The following is a 14,782-nucleotide window of genomic DNA, read 5'->3' on the forward strand; positions in this document are numbered from 1 at the left end:
GCCACCGTGCGCGGCGCACTCCCAGCGTTGTACTCGAGCCGAGAGATTTCCCTCAGGAGTTGACCGCGTCGGCCAGCCTGGGCAGTTGCCGCAGCGGATTGTGGTGTTCGATCTCCATGCGCTGATCCGCGTCGAAGATGTCGCCGAGGCCGGGGGCCGGGTCGTGGGAACCGGTCTGCGGCAGGGTGAGCGCGCTGAAGGGCCAGTCGGAGCCGAACACGATGTGGTCGCGTCCGGTCACCTGCAGCACGCTGGCCATGGCGGCGGCCGAACCGCTCAGCGCGGTGTCGTAGTAGAACCGCGAGATCTGGTTGCGGGTATCGAGGATCGACGGTTTCGGCAGGTCGTCGGGCCACAGCTGACCGAGTACCGATTGCGAGGCGAGCGAGATCCGGTGCGACAGGAACGGCACGGTGCCGCCGGCGTGCGCGAGCTGGAAGCGGATGTCCGGATAGCGCTGGGTCATTCCGGTCACCATCATCATGGTCGCGGCCCGGGTGGTGTCGAAGGTGAACTCCTCCAGGAAGTCCGGCAGTGGCAACCCGGGCTTGGCATTGTCGGGGATGGCGGCCGGGTGCACGAACACGTAGGCGCGGCGCTGGTTCAGCGCGATCATGAGCGGTTCGAAGCGCGGGTCGCCCAGGTAGACACCGTTATAGGCGGACAGCAGGATGACCCCGTCGAGATGGAGGTCGTCGAGGGCGTAGAGCGCTTCGCTGATCGAGGCCGCGATATCGGGCATGGGCAGGACCGCGAACGCGCCGAAGCGCTTCGGGTTCGAGGTGAACAGTCCCGCGGCATAGGTGTTGCAGTATCGGGCCATATCGGCGGCTTCCTTGCCCGCGAGGAACGACACGCCCGGATCCGATACCGAAAGCGCCTGTGCCTGAATGCCGTAGTAGTCCATGAACGCCAGCGCCTGCTCCGGCGACCAGTCCGGCGTCGGATAGCCACCGATGGTGAGGTGTCCGTGGTCGAGCAGCGCGGCCCGGTAGTCCGGCGGCAGGAAGTGGGCGTGCAGGTCGATGCGGTAGGTGCCGGTCGGCGCGGGCTGCTGGGCACGGGCGGGCGCGGTGGGCCCGCCGGGCAGCGCGGCCGCGGCCAGGCCGAGCGCGCCGGCCACGCCGCCGCCCAGCGCACTGCGGCGATTGAGGACGGTGCGGGCACCCGGGCGGAAGTGGGTCACGGCGTTCGCCTTTCGATCATGATCGAAATCGGTTCTGATACTTTCGTCAGAGACGATTTCGGTGACGGTTTCGAGGGAGTGAGGGGCCGATGGCGGCAGAGGCGCACGCGGCCGAGGTGCCGGCGGGAGCGACCGAGGTGCGGACCCGCACCGACCGGCGGCGCGAACGCACCCGCAACGCACTGCTGGGCGCGGCCCGGAAGTTCCTGTCGGAGGGGCGTTCCGCGGTCAGCATCCAGGAGATCACCGATGCCGCCGATGTCGGATTCGGGTCGTTCTACAACCACTTCAAGTCCAAGGACGAGCTCTTCGACGAGGTGGTGCGCTCGACGCTGGGCATCTACAGCGAACTGCGCGACGGCATCGTGGCCCGCTACAGCGATCCGGCCGAGGTGTTCGCGGTCAGCTTCCGGATGACCGGGCGGCTGCAACGCCAACTGCCCGAAGCGGTCCGGGTGATCCTGAACTCGGGTACCGCGATCCTGCTGCGCGACGAGGGCTTGGCCCCGCGCGCCCGCCACGACATCATGGCCGCGCAGGAGTCGGGCCGCTTCGAGCCGATGGACCCGGATATGGCGGTGATGGCGGCGGGCGGCGCGCTGCTGGGCCTGCTGCAATTGCTCGACGCCCGACCCGATGCGGACGCGGACGCGCTCACCGATGAGATGACCTTCCACGTACTGCGCATGTTCGGCATGACCAAGCGCGCGGCGGAGAAACTCACCACCGGCGAATTGCCGCCGCAGCCACAACTCTGAGCGTCTCATCGACCGCCGGCCACCAGGTCGAGCGCGATATCGGTGAGCAGGTCCTCCTGACCGCCGACCAATCGGCGGCGTCCGGCCTCCACCAGGAGCGCGCGCACGTCGACTCCATAGGTCGCGGAAGCTTTTTCGGCGTGCCGCAGGAAACTGGAGTACACGCCCGCGTAGCCGAGCGTGAGAGTCTCGCGGTCCACCTGGACCGGGCGGTCGAGCAACGGCCGGACCAGGTCGTCGGCGGCGTCGGTGAGGGCGACGAGGTCGGCGGCGTGCTCCCAACCGGTCAGGTCGGCGACCGCGACGAAGGCCTCGAGTGGCGTATTGCCCGCTCCCGCACCGAGACCCGCCAACGAGGCGTCCACCCGGACTGCCCCCTCCTCGACCGCGACCACGCTGTCGGCCACGGCGAGGGACAGATTCTGATGGGCGTGGATACCGATCTCGGTGTCATCGCCGAGGACCCGGCGGTACGCGCGAACCCGGTCGCGGACCCCGGCCATGGTGAGCCGTCCACCCGAGTCGGTCACGTAGACACAGTGCGCGCCATACGATTCCATGAGCCGCGCCTGCCCGGCGAGCCCCTCGGGGCTGTTGAGGTGGCTCATCATGAGGAAGCCGGAGACGTCCATGCCGAGCTCGCGGGCGCAGGCGATGTGCTGGGCGGCGATATCGGCCTCGGTGCAGTGGGTGGCGATCCGCACCGAGCGCACGCCGAGGTCGTGGGCGCGGCGCAGATCGGCGATGGTGCCGATGCCCGGCAGCAGCAACGTGGTCAAGCGTGCGTGGGTGAGCGCGCCCGCCGCGGCTTCGAGCCACTCCCAATCCGTATGGCTGCCCGGCCCGTAGGTGAGGCTGCCGCCGTGCAGGCCGTCGCCGTGGGCGACCTCGATGGCGTCCACCCCGGCCGCGTCCAGGGCGGCCGCGATGGTGGCGACCGTGGCGGGGGTGATGCGGTGGCGCAGCGCGTGCAGGCCGTCGCGCAGGGTCACGTCCTGTAGGAATACGCGGGTCATCGGGCGGGCTCCGGAGTCGGCGCGGCCGGGATCGCGGCCGCGGCAAGGCATTCGGCCACGCGCAGGGCGGCCGAGGTCATGATGTCGAGGTTTCCGGCATAGGCCGGGAGATAGTGGGCCGCGCCCTCCACCTCGAGGAACACCGACACCTGATGGGTGACCGGTGCGTTCCCGGTCAACGTGTGCAGGGCCGCATCGGGGGCGAGCGGCGTGATCTGCACATCCTGTTTGAGGCGATACCCGGGCACGTAGGCGGCCACCTCGGCGACCATGGCAACGATCGATTCCCGCACGGCCGCTTCGTATTCGGAGTCCGGATCATTGATCAGCGCCAGCACGGTATCCCGCATGACCAGCGGCGGTTCGGCCGGATTGAGCACGATGATCGCCCGCCCCCGTGCTGCCCCGCCCACGACTTCGAGGGCGCGCGAGGTGGTTTCGGTGAACTCGTCGATATTGGCGCGGGTGCCGGGCCCGGCCGACTTCGATGCGATCGAGGCCACGATCTCGGCGTACGGCACCGCCGTGACGCGGGAGATGGCGGCCACGATCGGAATCGTGGCCTGTCCGCCACAGGTCACCATATTCACGTCGGCGGCATCGCGATGCGTCTCCAGATTGACCGCCGGAACCACGAACGGGCCGATTGCCGCCGGAGTCAGATCGATCAGCCGTTTGCCGTAGGGCGCGAGCGCCGCCGAATTGGCGTGGTGCGCACCGGCGGACGTCGCGTCGAACACGATGTCGATCTCGCCGAACTGCGGCAGGGCGATCAGCCCGTCCACCCCGTCGGCGGTGATCGGCACCCCCATCCGCGCCGCCCGCGCCAGCCCGTCCGACGCCGTGTCGATCCCCACCATGGCGGCCATCTCCAACGTCTGCGACAGCCGCATTACCTTGATCATCAGATCGGTGCCGATATTGCCCGACCCGATGACCGCCACCTTCGTGCGATTCACTGTTCCTCCAGCGTGAAGTCGACGGCACCGAGAACACCTGTGCTGTCGGATAATTCGGATCGCACCCGATCCCCGGGGTGCAGCGGCACCATCGGCCCGAGTGCGCCGGAGAGCACGACCTCCCCCGCCCGCAAGGGCTCCCCGAGGTCCCGGGCGGTGCGCGCCAGCCAGGCCAGCGCCTCGAGCGGATCACCGAGACAGTCCGAACCGGTTCCGGTGGACACGATCTCGCCGTTCACCGTCATCTCCATCGCGATCTCGCGCGGCTCGAACTCACCGAGCGAGAGCCGCCCGCCCCCGAGCACGAACCACCCGCTCGATGCGTTGTCGGCGACGGTGTCGGCAAAGCTGATGTCCCAGCCCGCGATCCGGCTGTCCACGATCTCGAGCGCGGGTGCGGCGTAGTCCACGGCCGCTCGCACGCTCGCCGCGTCCAGGCGGCCGGCCGCGAGGTCCGCGCCGAGCACGAACGCCAGCTCCGCCTCGATCCTGGGTTGCAGCAGCCGGGGCCGGTCCGCCACCGCGGTGCGAGCGGCATCCATATCGCCGAAGAGCACCCCGAAGTCCGGCTGGTCCACACCGAGCTGCCGCTGCACGGCGAGCGAGGTGAGCCCGATCTTGCGTCCCACCCGCTGCGCACCCGCGCGCAGCCGTTCACGAACACCCGTGCGCTGCACCGCATACGCCAGCGCGATATCGCCGGCACCGATGAGACCACGCACCGGCGCACCCGGTTCACCCGTAGCCACCGCCCGCGCCAACCGCGCCGACGCCTCCCGCACCTGCGGGGAATCGATCGAGGCCGATGTCATAGCACCTCCTCCGCATCGCTGTCCTTGTCCATCGAGCCGCGCGACCGGATCCCGCTGACCAACGCCCGCGACTCCCGCTCCCGCACCGGCCCAGCCTCTTCCATGGGCCGAGCCTCATCGCCAGCCGGCGAAGCAACCTCGCCCTCGCTCGGCGAAGCCACCGCACGCACGGCGGCGCGGCGCAGGTCGCGTCGCTCGGGCGACATTTGCGGCACATCTGCGGGATCCACCGACCCCGACCGGCTGCGACTTGCCGCCGGCTCTTGTGCCACTGGCTCATCCGGTTGTGCGGCCTCACCACCGCGTTCCTCGAAGGGCATGCGGTCGCTGGTGGCCGGGCGGAGTTGCGTGCAGAGCTCGCCGATCAGTTGGTGGGTGTGTCCGGGGTTGCTGCTGCCGAATACGAACCGGTCGGGCCTGAGCAGGGTCACGCTGCCGACCGGCGCGCCTCCCTTGGCAAGCCATCGGGTCAATACGCCGGTGTGGTCTTCCAGGTCGGTGAGATCGGCGTTCTCGCCGCGACGTTCATCCGGGCTGCCTTGCGGTCGTCCGCCGAGCGGAAAGACCGTGACGAACCGGACGTTCAGGGCGCGCAATAATGTCAGGTCCTCGACGGACAGTCCGGCGCGTGGGTCGACCGCATGTCCCAGCAAGGAAAAGCTCAGGCCGAGTGCGTCATCCAGGCGAATGATGCGGCCGTCGTGAGTGCGGACCTCCGGTTGCGGGACGAGCGTGCCCTCGTGGCCGCGCCAGGCACGGCGAGGCAAACCCAGGTAGGCACCGCGTCGGAAGCGCGGGGACGGCTTCATTTTCGCGGCGCGGATCCAGCCGCCCAGGCCCGGGACTCGCACGGCCGCTGCCAGTCCTAGGTCACGAGCGGTGGCCAGGACGGGGTTGCCGAGGGAAACCAGGTGTTTGTTGAAGACCGAGAGGTCGATCATGGCCTTGGCGTGGGGGCGGCGTTCGGATTCGTAGGTGTCCAGGATGCTGTGGTCGGCACCGTGTTTCAGGATGGCGGCCAGTTTCCAGGAGAGGTTGTCGGCGTCGCGGACACCGGAATTCATGCCCTGGCCGATGAATTGGGGTGTCATGTGGGCGGCGTCGCCCGCGAGCAGGATGCGGCCATCGCGCCAGCGATCGGCGAGGACGGCGTTGAAGGTGTAGACGAGTTTGCGCAGCACCTCGACCTGGTCGGGGTCGACGAAGCGGGCGATGTGACGACGGACGGTGTCGGCGTCCTCCATCTCGGCTGCGGTTTGGGTGTCGGTCAGCATGAATTCGAAGCGGTGGTGCCCGCCGGGTTGCGGGCAGGACACGATGGGCAGGCCCGGATCGCAGACGAAGTCGAAGTAGGGCAGGTGGCGGAAGGGGTCCGCGCCGTCGCGGGCCTTCAGGTCGACCACCAGCCAGCGTTCAGGAAAGCTGGTGCCGCTCATGCCGATGCCGAGTCTGGTGCGGACCACGCTGCGGCCGCCGTCGCAGCCGACCAGGAATCGTGCCCGCACGCGTTCGGCAGTCGCGGGATCGGTGTCCGGTGTGCCGCTGCCGTATCCGGTGCCACGGCATTGCGCGTGCTCGACGGTCACGCCGTCTGCGTCCTGGGTGAAATCGAGAACTTCGCGACCGCGCCGCACGGTGACGTGCGGATATCGCGCGAGCGCACGCTCGAGGCCGGTCTCCAGATACGGCTGGTACAGGAAGTTCACGATCGGCCAGCCGAGCGGCCGTGCGGTGCTGTGGAACTGGACGAGCACCCGGCCGTCGCCCCGCACCCATTGCACCGTGGAGTCGACGTTCATGTCGGCGGCCAGTTCGTCGGCGACACCGGCGGTTTGGAAGATCCGCATGCCTTCGTCGTCGGTATAGACGGCACGCGCCATGCCGTAGAACTCGGGTTCGCGTTCGAGCACGAGCACCCGGATGCCACGTCGTCCGAGCAGGTTGGCCAGGGTGAGGCCGGTGGGTCCGAGCCCGGCGATCACGACCTCGTAGTCGGTGGTCATGACGGTCCTCCGGTGAGCTGCGGGACGGTGATCTCGGGGGTGGTGACGGTGCGCAGGGCCTGGCGGAACTGTCCGAATTTGGTCAGCACCGTCTCCCCTACCGCGCTGTGCCCCCACACGCTGATGCCCCGGTAAGTCGCAGGCTCCCAGGTGGATTCGAGTTCCGGCCCGATGACCAGGGGGTTCCAGCCGACCTCGAGTTCGAATCCGGACGGCGTGACGCAGTAGAACGACAGTTCCCGGTCGTTGGTGTGCTGCCCGACCGACCATTGCATGCGGAATCCCTGCTCGGTCACCCGCCCGAACGCGGCGAGCATGTCGTCGAGGCTCGCGGACTGGATATTGATGTGCTGCACCCGGGTTCGCAGCGGGTCGATCCGGACGCCGCGAATATTGGCGATGGCGATCGAGTGATGGCGTTCGTTGACCCGCAGGAATCGGATCTTCATCCGCAACCCGGAGATGTTCTCGTCGATGTAGTCGGTGAGCCGGGAGTCGAACACGGTCCGGTAGTAGTCGCGCATCGCCTCCGGCGCGCGCGACACGATGGCCACATGCCCCAGTCCGGCCTCACCGGTGACCCAGCCGGTGCTGAGCATGCGCAGCGGCTGGGTGCTGGTGACCGGCCGCGTGAAGATCTCCTGCGCAATGCCTTTCGGCCCGGCGAACCGCCACAGTCGTTCGACGCCGCGCACCGCCGCGTCCTCGGCGCTGCCCTCGGCGACCGGCACCCCGCGCCCGGTGAGCCGGGCCAGGATGCGGTCGAAGGTCTCGTGGTCGTCGACCTGCCAGCCCAGCGCGGTCACGTCTTCGGCGGGGCCGCGCTGGATCAGGAATCGGCAGCTGTGCTCGTCGAGCCGGAAACGCAGTGCGCCACCGTCGATCTCGTCGACGTGCAGGCCGATGGCGTCCGCGCCGAAGCGCCGCCATTCGGCGCGCCGATTCGACTGCACCACCACGTATCCCAGATGCACCGCGCCGAACACCGATGCGGCATCGCTTCGAAGGAGCTCGCTCATCTGTCAGCCCTCGAGGAAGGCGATGGCGAGGGTGTTGAACAGCTCCGACCGCTCCCACTGCACCCAATGCCCGGTATTGGCGGCCAGGTACAGATCGCAGTCGGGCATGACGCGGGTCAGCATCGGCCCGCCGTCGGGCCGGTTGACCTTGTCGTCCGCACCCCAGATCACCAGGGTGGGGTGAGAGACCTTGCGCAGCCGCGGATCCCGCGTGAAGTCCGTCCGCCACAAGGTGCGCAATGCCAGCGGGCCGGACGGGCGGCGCAGCGGCGGATTCGCGATCACCGCGGGGTCGACGCTGGCCTGATACCGCTGCTCGACCAGTTCTTCGGGCACGGAATCGCCGTCGAAAACCAGGTAGTCGCGGATGAATCGACGGATCTTGTCCCGGCTCGGCCCTTCTCCCCGGTAGTAGTCCAGCAGCGCGTTGAGCCCGGCCGTCGGCAGCGCCCGCGTGGTCCCGACCCCGCCGGGACCCATGAGCACCATCCGCCCGACCCGCGCGGGCGCTTCGATGGCCAGCCGCAGCGCGGCCGCACCACCGTAGGAGTTCCCGACCAGATGCGCGGACTCGATGCCGAGTTCGTCGAGCAGCCCGGCCATCGAGCGCGCGAGATACCCGAACGGGTCGGACTGGTCGATCCACTTCTCCGACCGCCCGTATCCCGGCAGGTCCGGCACGATCACCCGGAACCGCCGCGCGAACGCCGCGACATTGCGCGTGTAGTTCGCCATTCCGCTCGCGCCCGGCCCGCCGCCGTGCAGCAGCAGCACCGCCGGTCCCGATCCCGTCTCGACGACGTGGATCTCGCGTCCGCCGACTCGTACCGTCCGCTCGGTGACGCTCTCGTCGATGCTCGTCACAGCCACCTCCATGCCCGTTGTTGATGAAATCATCAATTACGATCATTTCCCTTGTCAAGGCGTAAATGATGAAACCATCAGAAATGGGGTCGGGTGGGCGGCCGACGGGCATACGAAAAACGCCGATGCCCTGCAGGGCATCGGCGTTCTCGGAGGTGGATCAGGTCAGAACAGGAAGTACCGCTGCGCCATGGGCAGTTCGGTGGCGGGCTGTTCGGCCCAGACCTCGCCGTCGATGCGGACTGTGAAGGTGTCGGGTTCGACCTCGATGCGGGGCATGGCGTCGTTGTTGGGCATATCGGCCTTGGTACGACGGCGAACGTTGGCCACCGGCACCAGTTTCCGGTTCACCCGCAGGCGGTTGGCCAGGCCGTCCTCGATGGCCTGCTCGGACACGAAGTGCAGTGAGGTCGCCGCCGCAACGCTCGGGGCAGCCCCGAACATGGGACGCGGCAGCACCGGCTGCGGGGTCGGAATGGAGGCGTTGGCATCGCCCATGGCGGCCCAGGCGATGGCACCACCCTTGAGGACCGCGTGCGGGCGGACCCCGAAGAAAGCGGGCTCCCACAGCACCAGATCGGCGAGTTTGCCGACCTCGATCGAGCCGATCTCGTGGTCGATGCCATTGGCGACCGCCGGGCAGATGGTGTATTTCGCGACATAGCGTCGCACCCGGTTGTTGTCGGCGGCCCCGTCGCCGGGCAGCGCGCCGCGACGGCGCTTCATGACGTGCGCGGTCTGCCAGGTGCGCATCACCACTTCACCGATGCGGCCCATGGCCTGCGCGTCGGAACCGATCATGGAGATCGCGCCCAGATCGTGCAGCAGATCCTCGGCGGCGATGGTGGAGGGGCGAATCCGGCTCTCCGCGAAGGCCAGATCCTCCGGAATGGACGGGCTCAGGTGGTGGCACACCATGAGCATGTCGAGGTGCTCGTCGAGGGTGTTGACGGTGTGCGGCCGGGTCGGATTGGTGGAGCTGGGCAGCACGTTGAGATGCGAAGCGACGGTGATGATGTCGGGTGCGTGGCCGCCGCCCGCACCCTCGGTGTGATACGAGTGGATGGCCCGGCCACGAATCGCGGCGAGGGTGTCCTCCACGAATCCGGCCTCGTTCAACGTGTCCGAGTGCAGCGCCACCTGCACACCCGACGCGTCGGCGACATTCAGGCAGTGATCGATGGCCGCCGGGGTCGTGCCCCAGTCCTCGTGCAGCTTGAAACCGCCCGCGCCGCCGCGCAACTGCTCCCACAGCGCGTCCTCACGCACCGTATTGCCCTTGCCCAGCAGCAGGATATTGACCGGCCAGGAGTCGGTGGATTCCAGCATGCGGGCCAGATGCCAGGCGCCGGGGGTGACGGTGGTGGCCTTGGAGCCCTCCGCCGGACCGGTACCGCCGCCCACCAGCGTGGTGATGCCGCCGGCCATGGCCTCGTCGAGGATCTGCGGGCAGATGAAGTGCACGTGGCAGTCGATCGCGCCCGCGGTGACGATGCGGCCGTTGCCCGCGATGATCTCGGTCGAGGGCCCGACGACCAGGTCCGGGTGCACCCCGTTCATGGTGTCGGGGTTGCCGGCCTTGCCGATGGCGGTGATGCGGCCGTCGCGAATGCCGATGTCGGCCTTGATGATTCCCCAGTGATCGACGATCACCACACCGGTGATGACGGTGTCCGGGGTGCCCTCGGCACGCGTGGCACGCGCCTGGCCCATGGATTCGCGCAGCACCTTGCCGCCACCGAACACGGCCTCGTCACCGGCGAGACCGGGTCCGCCGCAGCGGTCCTCGGTGATCTCGATGAGCAGATCGGTGTCCGCCAGCCGGATTCGGTCGCCGACGGTGGGCCCGAACAGTTCGGCGTAACGGGCGCGGGACAGTTCGGCCATCAGGCATCCAGCTTTCCGGGTGGGGTGAGGCTGATTCCATGCACCTCGCGGGTGCCGCCGAGCGGGACCAGCGAAACCCGCTGCCCCAGGCCCGGTTCGAAGCGCACGGCGGTGCCGGCGGCGATATCGAGGCGGCGGCCGTGCGCGGCCTCGCGGTCGAAGTCCAGGGCGGCATTGGCCTGCGGGAAGTGCACGTGCGAGCCGACCTGCACGGGCCGGTCACCGGTGTTGATCACATCCAGTTCGATGCGGTCGGCACCGGCGTTCAGTTCGACAGTGCCCTCGGCACACAGATATTCACCAGGAATCATGGCCGGTCATCCGATCGGGTGGTGGACGGTGACGAGCTTGGTGCCGTCCGGGAACGTGGCCTCGATCTGGACGTCGTGGATCATCTCCGGGATGCCATCCATGACGTCATCGCGGGTGAGCACGGTCCGGCCGGACGCCATCAACTCCGCGACGGTGCGCCCGTCGCGCGCCCCCTCGAGCACGTGATCGCTGATGATGGCGATCGCTTCGGGGTGATTGAGTTTGAGTCCACGAGCCTGCCGCCGCCGGGCCAACTCGGCCGCGTAACTCAGTAGCAGGCGCTCCTGCTCGTGCGGCGACAGTCGCATTCGGACTCCTCGTCGAATCGCGGGGACGGATCGTCGGACATTGTGGACGACCCGGGTTACCAGCATGTTTCAGTGATCGCGGCGGTACGCGGGTTCAGTTCTGCGCGTACAGGTTCTGCAGTCGCACCTGACCGCGGGCGACCGTGCGCCCCTGCTCGTCGGTGATCACCACGACCCACAGCTGCTGCGAGCGCCCCCGATGAACCGGAGTGGAAACAGCCGTCAACTTGCCCTCCCGCACCGCACGCAGGAAGTCGGTGTTGTTGTTCACCCCGACCACCGAACCGCGATCCCCCAACCAGGCGCTGGCGGCCACGCTCGCGAGCGTCTCGATGACCGTGCAGTAGACGCCGCCGTTGACGATCCCGGCGGGCTGGAACTGCTGCGGGGTCACCACCCATTCGGCAGTCGTCCCGTCACCGGTCAGTTCGGTGAACTTCAATCCGATCGAGTCGGTGAAGGTGCCCTCGCTGAGCTTGTTCATCAGTTCCGGGGTGATATCGGCCATGGACTTGACCGAGGAGAAGGCATCACTCATGACTCCACGTTCGCACGCGTGATCACGATACGAAGCGGCGGGCTCCCCCAAAACTCGGGGAAGCCCGCCGCGGCAGTGGACCGGGGATCACGGCAGCCCTCCGGATCTTCGCTCGGCCCTGACGCCGATCACGAGTGTAGGTCAGGCTTACCTAACAAAGCAAGTCCCTCGGTTGGGTGCGGATGCGGCAGCCCGATTCCGCCATGGCCTCCGGGTAGATTCCAGGGCGTATCGGTTTGCCAGTTCGTCCAGGTTCGACATCGGAGAAGGACGGGACACCGTGGCCGACGGGCAGACGCGGGCAGTGTTGACGGAGTTGCGCACGGCCGCACACCGATTCGTCGATGTGCTCGATGCTTCCGGTGGGGATGCCTCCGACGTGGCCGCGGCCGGGGCGGCCGACTTCCGGACCCGCGCCCATCTGCACGTCGATCTGATATTCGCGCTGTTCCTGGACGGTATCGATCCCACGGCCGAGGCGCTGGCCCCGATCGTCGAGGCGGCTCGCGCATCGGTCCGGCACGGACGCACGCTCGAGGATGTGCTCGATATCCGGTTGGGCGCCATCGAATACGTGTGGAATCAGTTGGTCGCCACCGCCGATGAACCGACCCGGCGAGTGTTGTTCGATCATGCGCTGCCGCTGGCGCGCTACCACGCGATCGTGTCCACCCGCATCGCTGTCGCCTGCGCCGACTTCACCGCCGCCCCGCGCTGGGAACAGCTCGAACTGCGTCACGATCTCGCCGACGCATTACTCACCGGCCGGTCCACCGCAGGCATGCAAGCCGATCCACGCATCCGGCTCGCCGAGGACTATGTGGTCGTGGTCGCGCGGGCCGCCGACCCGGCCCCACGCACGGTCGGCAACCTGCGCCTGCGGTTCCCACACCCGCCCACCGCGCTGGTGCGTGCGGATGCCGGGGGCTGGACCGCGCTGATTCCCGTGCAGCGTGGGGTCGCCGCCACAACCGTGATCGCCGAACTCGAGCGAGCAGTGCTTCCGGTTCGTGACACGCTTCCCCGCTGCTGGCTCGGAGTGTGCGCGAGCCCGGTGCCGGGTATGCCGGAGGCCTTCGTGGAAGCGCGCACGCTGGCCGAGCTCGGCCGGTCCCTCGGCAGCGGCGAGATCGTCTGCCGTCGTGAGCGTTTCCTGCTCGAGTACGCGATCGCGACCGACGCGCAGACCCGTGCACGCCTGGCCCAGGTCTTCGACGCGCTCGACGACCAGCCCGTCCTGACCGAGACCTTCGACGCGTACGTCCGCAACAATTACGAGCTCAACCCCACCGCCGACGCGTTGCACATCCATCGCAACACGGTCACCTATCGGCTGTCGCGGATCACCGATCTCACCGGCTACGATCCCCAAAATCCCACCGAGGCAATGACCTTGGCCGCGGCACGCACCGCACGCCTGCTGTAATCCGTTTCAGGACAGCATTTTCGCCTGTAGAGCGGCGATGTCGGCGTCGGTGAATTTCAGGCCCTCGTGGACATAGTTGTCGAAGCTGCCGTAGCTCTGATTCGCCTGGTCGAAGGCGGCATCCAGGGCCGTGGCCACGACACCGTCTGCGATGTCACCCGGGGCCGCGCCGCGGTAGTAGTTCGACAGCAGGTAGTCGTAGTAGACGGTGTCGCGGTCCACGCCCAGGAGGGTCAGCAGCACGGCGGTGGTCCAGCCGGTCCGGTCCTTGCCCGAACTGCAGTGATAGAGCACGCTGCCGTCGGCCGTGTCGATGATGTCGTGCAGGACCGAGGCGAATCCCTCGTTCGCGCCGGGCGTGGTGACGAAGGCCCGGTACAACTCCGGGCCCGCGGCGTAGGCGGATCGGATCACCTCCGGTGAAGCCTGGCCCACGACATCGATAGTGCGGTAGGTCGCCAGTGGTGCCACCCGGTCGGGGGCCGCGGCGATCTCGAAGCCCAGCCTCAGGTCATCGTCCAACCTCAGGCGGTGCACGGTGAGGTAGGCCAGGGCCTCATCACTCGCCTTGGACAGCTCGCCGGAGCGATAGACGAGTCCGGTACGCACCTGCCTGCCGTCGACCGTGCGGTAACCGCCTATGTCACGGGCGTTTTCGACGCCGAGCAGGGGCAGCGCTCGCTCATCGGCACCGACGATGACCGCGGCGGTCGGGGCGGGCGGTTCGACCGCGGCGGCGGTTCCGGCGGCACCGAGACCCACCGCGACGGCCGTCGTGAACGCAAGAATCAAATGCAGTCCATTCATCGCCCGACTTTCTCGCGGTCGAGGGAAATATGCCACTGGCAATCTAACAGAATATGCGACGTAGATTTCTCTATTTTGACAGACGATCGATAAATGCCACACTGACCGGCAGATCTTCGCCACGACAAGTCGCGAAAATGGATCAGATTTCGAATTCCGATATCGCGTGATTCTCGACACCGGCGCAATTCTGGCGAATGTCCCTATTCTGATTTGCATGACAATCACCGAAGAGCGAGTTCACGAAGGGCCTCTCCACACGGTGGCCCGTAATGCGTGGCAGTCGATTCTGGTCACCGGCACAGTCTCGGTGGCGCTGGGCATCGTGATCCTGGTGTGGCCCGGACCCACCCTGGTCGTCGCCGGTGTCCTGTTCGGTATCTATCTGGTGGTATCCGGTGTGCTGCAACTGATCACGGCGTTCGCCCTGCCCGTCAGCGGCTGGATGCGGGTGCTGTCGTTCATCACGGCGATCTCGTCGTTCGTGTTGGGCTTCTTCTGTTTCCGCAACGACTACCAGGCCATCGGCCTGCTGGCGCTGTGGATCGGTATCACCTGGACCTTCCGCGGCACCGCACTACTCGTGGCGGCCCTGTCGGATACCGCGATTCCGGGCCGGGGCTGGCAGATCCTGCTGGGTTTCACCCTCGTCGCCGGTGGCGGACTGCTGATCATCGAACCGTTCCGTTCGATCACCGCACTGGTCGTGGTCGTCGGCTGCTGGCTGATCGCCATCGGGATCTTCGAGGTGATCTCGGCTTTCCAGGTCAGACACCGGGCCAAGGACGTCCCGGCGGAAATCTGACCATCGCGCATTACTACAGTGGGGACACCGGGTCATCCGGCGCACCTCCCATAGAGAAAACCCTGACAGCGACATCAATCGT

The 14,782-nt window shown here is 67.7% G+C and carries 15 protein-coding genes; 3 read left to right on the top strand and 12 right to left on the bottom strand.

Going from position 1 to position 14,782, the window contains the following annotated elements:
* Nucleotides 1-52: 52 nt before the first annotated feature.
* Complete coding sequence (locus ACFXHA_RS04620; protein WP_379352890.1) at nt 53-1,186, bottom strand: amidohydrolase family protein; 1,134 nt, start codon at nt 1,184-1,186, stop codon at nt 53-55.
* A gap of 89 nt (nt 1,187-1,275) precedes the next feature.
* Here ACFXHA_RS04620 and ACFXHA_RS04625 point away from each other — a divergent pair, with 89 nt between their 5' ends.
* Nucleotides 1,276-1,944, top strand: a complete 669-nt coding sequence (locus ACFXHA_RS04625) for a TetR/AcrR family transcriptional regulator (protein ID WP_379352892.1) — start codon at nt 1,276-1,278, stop codon at nt 1,942-1,944.
* 5 nt (nt 1,945-1,949) lie between these two features.
* Here ACFXHA_RS04625 and dmpG read toward each other — a convergent pair whose 3' ends face one another.
* The 10 genes from dmpG to ACFXHA_RS04675 form a co-directional block, all read right to left on the bottom strand.
* A complete protein-coding gene (gene dmpG / locus ACFXHA_RS04630) occupies nt 1,950-2,960 on the bottom strand; it encodes a 4-hydroxy-2-oxovalerate aldolase (RefSeq protein ID WP_379352894.1) in 1,011 nt (336 codons plus the stop codon).
* Nucleotides 2,957-3,919 (bottom strand): acetaldehyde dehydrogenase (acetylating), encoded by a 963-nt coding sequence (locus tag ACFXHA_RS04635; RefSeq protein WP_379352896.1) that lies wholly within the window; start codon nt 3,917-3,919, stop codon nt 2,957-2,959. Before ACFXHA_RS04635 ends, dmpG begins: the two co-directional genes overlap by 4 nt.
* On the bottom strand, nt 3,916-4,731 hold the full coding sequence (locus ACFXHA_RS04640) for a 2-keto-4-pentenoate hydratase (protein WP_379352898.1): 816 nt from the start codon (nt 4,729-4,731) through the stop codon (nt 3,916-3,918). The genes ACFXHA_RS04635 and ACFXHA_RS04640 overlap by 4 nt, the downstream gene beginning before the upstream one ends.
* Nucleotides 4,728-6,734: a bifunctional 3-(3-hydroxy-phenyl)propionate/3-hydroxycinnamic acid hydroxylase gene (locus tag ACFXHA_RS04645; RefSeq protein WP_379352900.1), complete on the bottom strand. Its 2,007-nt coding sequence runs from the start codon at nt 6,732-6,734 to the stop codon at nt 4,728-4,730. The genes ACFXHA_RS04640 and ACFXHA_RS04645 overlap by 4 nt, the downstream gene beginning before the upstream one ends.
* Nucleotides 6,731-7,753, bottom strand: coding sequence for a VOC family protein (locus tag ACFXHA_RS04650; protein ID WP_379352902.1), 1,023 nt, complete (start codon nt 7,751-7,753; stop codon nt 6,731-6,733). Before ACFXHA_RS04650 ends, ACFXHA_RS04645 begins: the two co-directional genes overlap by 4 nt.
* A 3-nt stretch (nt 7,754-7,756) precedes the next feature.
* The gene (locus tag ACFXHA_RS04655) at nt 7,757-8,608 is read right to left on the bottom strand and encodes an alpha/beta fold hydrolase (RefSeq protein ID WP_379353456.1); all 852 of its coding nucleotides are present in this window, start codon (nt 8,606-8,608) and stop codon (nt 7,757-7,759) included.
* Between the two features lie 174 nt (nt 8,609-8,782).
* A complete protein-coding gene (locus ACFXHA_RS04660) occupies nt 8,783-10,504 on the bottom strand; it encodes an urease subunit alpha (RefSeq protein ID WP_379352904.1) in 1,722 nt (573 codons plus the stop codon).
* Nucleotides 10,504-10,815, bottom strand: a complete 312-nt coding sequence (locus ACFXHA_RS04665) for an urease subunit beta (protein ID WP_379352906.1) — start codon at nt 10,813-10,815, stop codon at nt 10,504-10,506. The genes ACFXHA_RS04660 and ACFXHA_RS04665 overlap by 1 nt, the downstream gene beginning before the upstream one ends.
* Nucleotides 10,816-10,821: 6 nt before the next feature.
* Nucleotides 10,822-11,124, bottom strand: coding sequence for an urease subunit gamma (locus ACFXHA_RS04670; protein ID WP_379352908.1), 303 nt, complete (start codon nt 11,122-11,124; stop codon nt 10,822-10,824).
* Between the two features lie 94 nt (nt 11,125-11,218).
* Nucleotides 11,219-11,662, bottom strand: coding sequence for a PaaI family thioesterase (locus ACFXHA_RS04675; RefSeq protein ID WP_379352910.1), 444 nt, complete (start codon nt 11,660-11,662; stop codon nt 11,219-11,221).
* A 280-nt stretch (nt 11,663-11,942) separates the two neighbouring features.
* Here ACFXHA_RS04675 and ACFXHA_RS04680 point away from each other — a divergent pair, with 280 nt between their 5' ends.
* Nucleotides 11,943-13,088 (top strand): PucR family transcriptional regulator, encoded by a 1,146-nt coding sequence (locus ACFXHA_RS04680; RefSeq protein WP_379352912.1) that lies wholly within the window; start codon nt 11,943-11,945, stop codon nt 13,086-13,088.
* 6 nt (nt 13,089-13,094) lie between these two features.
* On the opposite strand, the gene ACFXHA_RS04685 is transcribed toward ACFXHA_RS04680, so the two are convergent.
* Nucleotides 13,095-13,895 (bottom strand): tyrosine-protein phosphatase, encoded by an 801-nt coding sequence (locus ACFXHA_RS04685; protein WP_379352914.1) that lies wholly within the window; start codon nt 13,893-13,895, stop codon nt 13,095-13,097.
* A gap of 217 nt (nt 13,896-14,112) precedes the next feature.
* Between ACFXHA_RS04685 and ACFXHA_RS04690 the strand changes: the two genes are divergently transcribed.
* Nucleotides 14,113-14,700 (top strand): HdeD family acid-resistance protein, encoded by a 588-nt coding sequence (locus ACFXHA_RS04690; protein ID WP_379352916.1) that lies wholly within the window; start codon nt 14,113-14,115, stop codon nt 14,698-14,700.
* The last annotated feature ends 82 nt before the right edge of the window (nt 14,701-14,782 follow it).

Origin of the sequence: Nocardia sp. NPDC059240 (assembly GCF_042753865.1) — a bacterium.
In the GTDB taxonomy this organism is placed as follows: domain Bacteria; phylum Actinomycetota; class Actinomycetes; order Mycobacteriales; family Mycobacteriaceae; genus Nocardia.

What these genes read in the sequence shown, in the direction of transcription:
- ACFXHA_RS04625 (WP_379352892.1), top strand. Translation starts at nt 1,276, where the DNA reads ATGGCGGCAGAGGCGCACGCGGCCGAGGTGCCGGCGGGAGCGACCGAG.
- dmpG (WP_379352894.1), bottom strand. Translation starts at nt 2,960, where the DNA reads ATGACCCGCGTATTCCTACAGGACGTGACCCTGCGCGACGGCCTGCAC.
- ACFXHA_RS04640 (WP_379352898.1), bottom strand. Translation starts at nt 4,731, where the DNA reads ATGACATCGGCCTCGATCGATTCCCCGCAGGTGCGGGAGGCGTCGGCG.
- ACFXHA_RS04645 (WP_379352900.1), bottom strand. Translation starts at nt 6,734, where the DNA reads ATGACCACCGACTACGAGGTCGTGATCGCCGGGCTCGGACCCACCGGC.
- ACFXHA_RS04650 (WP_379352902.1), bottom strand. Translation starts at nt 7,753, where the DNA reads ATGAGCGAGCTCCTTCGAAGCGATGCCGCATCGGTGTTCGGCGCGGTG.
- ACFXHA_RS04660 (WP_379352904.1), bottom strand. Translation starts at nt 10,504, where the DNA reads ATGGCCGAACTGTCCCGCGCCCGTTACGCCGAACTGTTCGGGCCCACC.
- ACFXHA_RS04665 (WP_379352906.1), bottom strand. Translation starts at nt 10,815, where the DNA reads ATGATTCCTGGTGAATATCTGTGTGCCGAGGGCACTGTCGAACTGAAC.
- ACFXHA_RS04670 (WP_379352908.1), bottom strand. Translation starts at nt 11,124, where the DNA reads ATGCGACTGTCGCCGCACGAGCAGGAGCGCCTGCTACTGAGTTACGCG.
- ACFXHA_RS04675 (WP_379352910.1), bottom strand. Translation starts at nt 11,662, where the DNA reads ATGAGTGATGCCTTCTCCTCGGTCAAGTCCATGGCCGATATCACCCCG.
- ACFXHA_RS04685 (WP_379352914.1), bottom strand. Translation starts at nt 13,895, where the DNA reads ATGAATGGACTGCATTTGATTCTTGCGTTCACGACGGCCGTCGCGGTG.
- ACFXHA_RS04690 (WP_379352916.1), top strand. Translation starts at nt 14,113, where the DNA reads ATGACAATCACCGAAGAGCGAGTTCACGAAGGGCCTCTCCACACGGTG.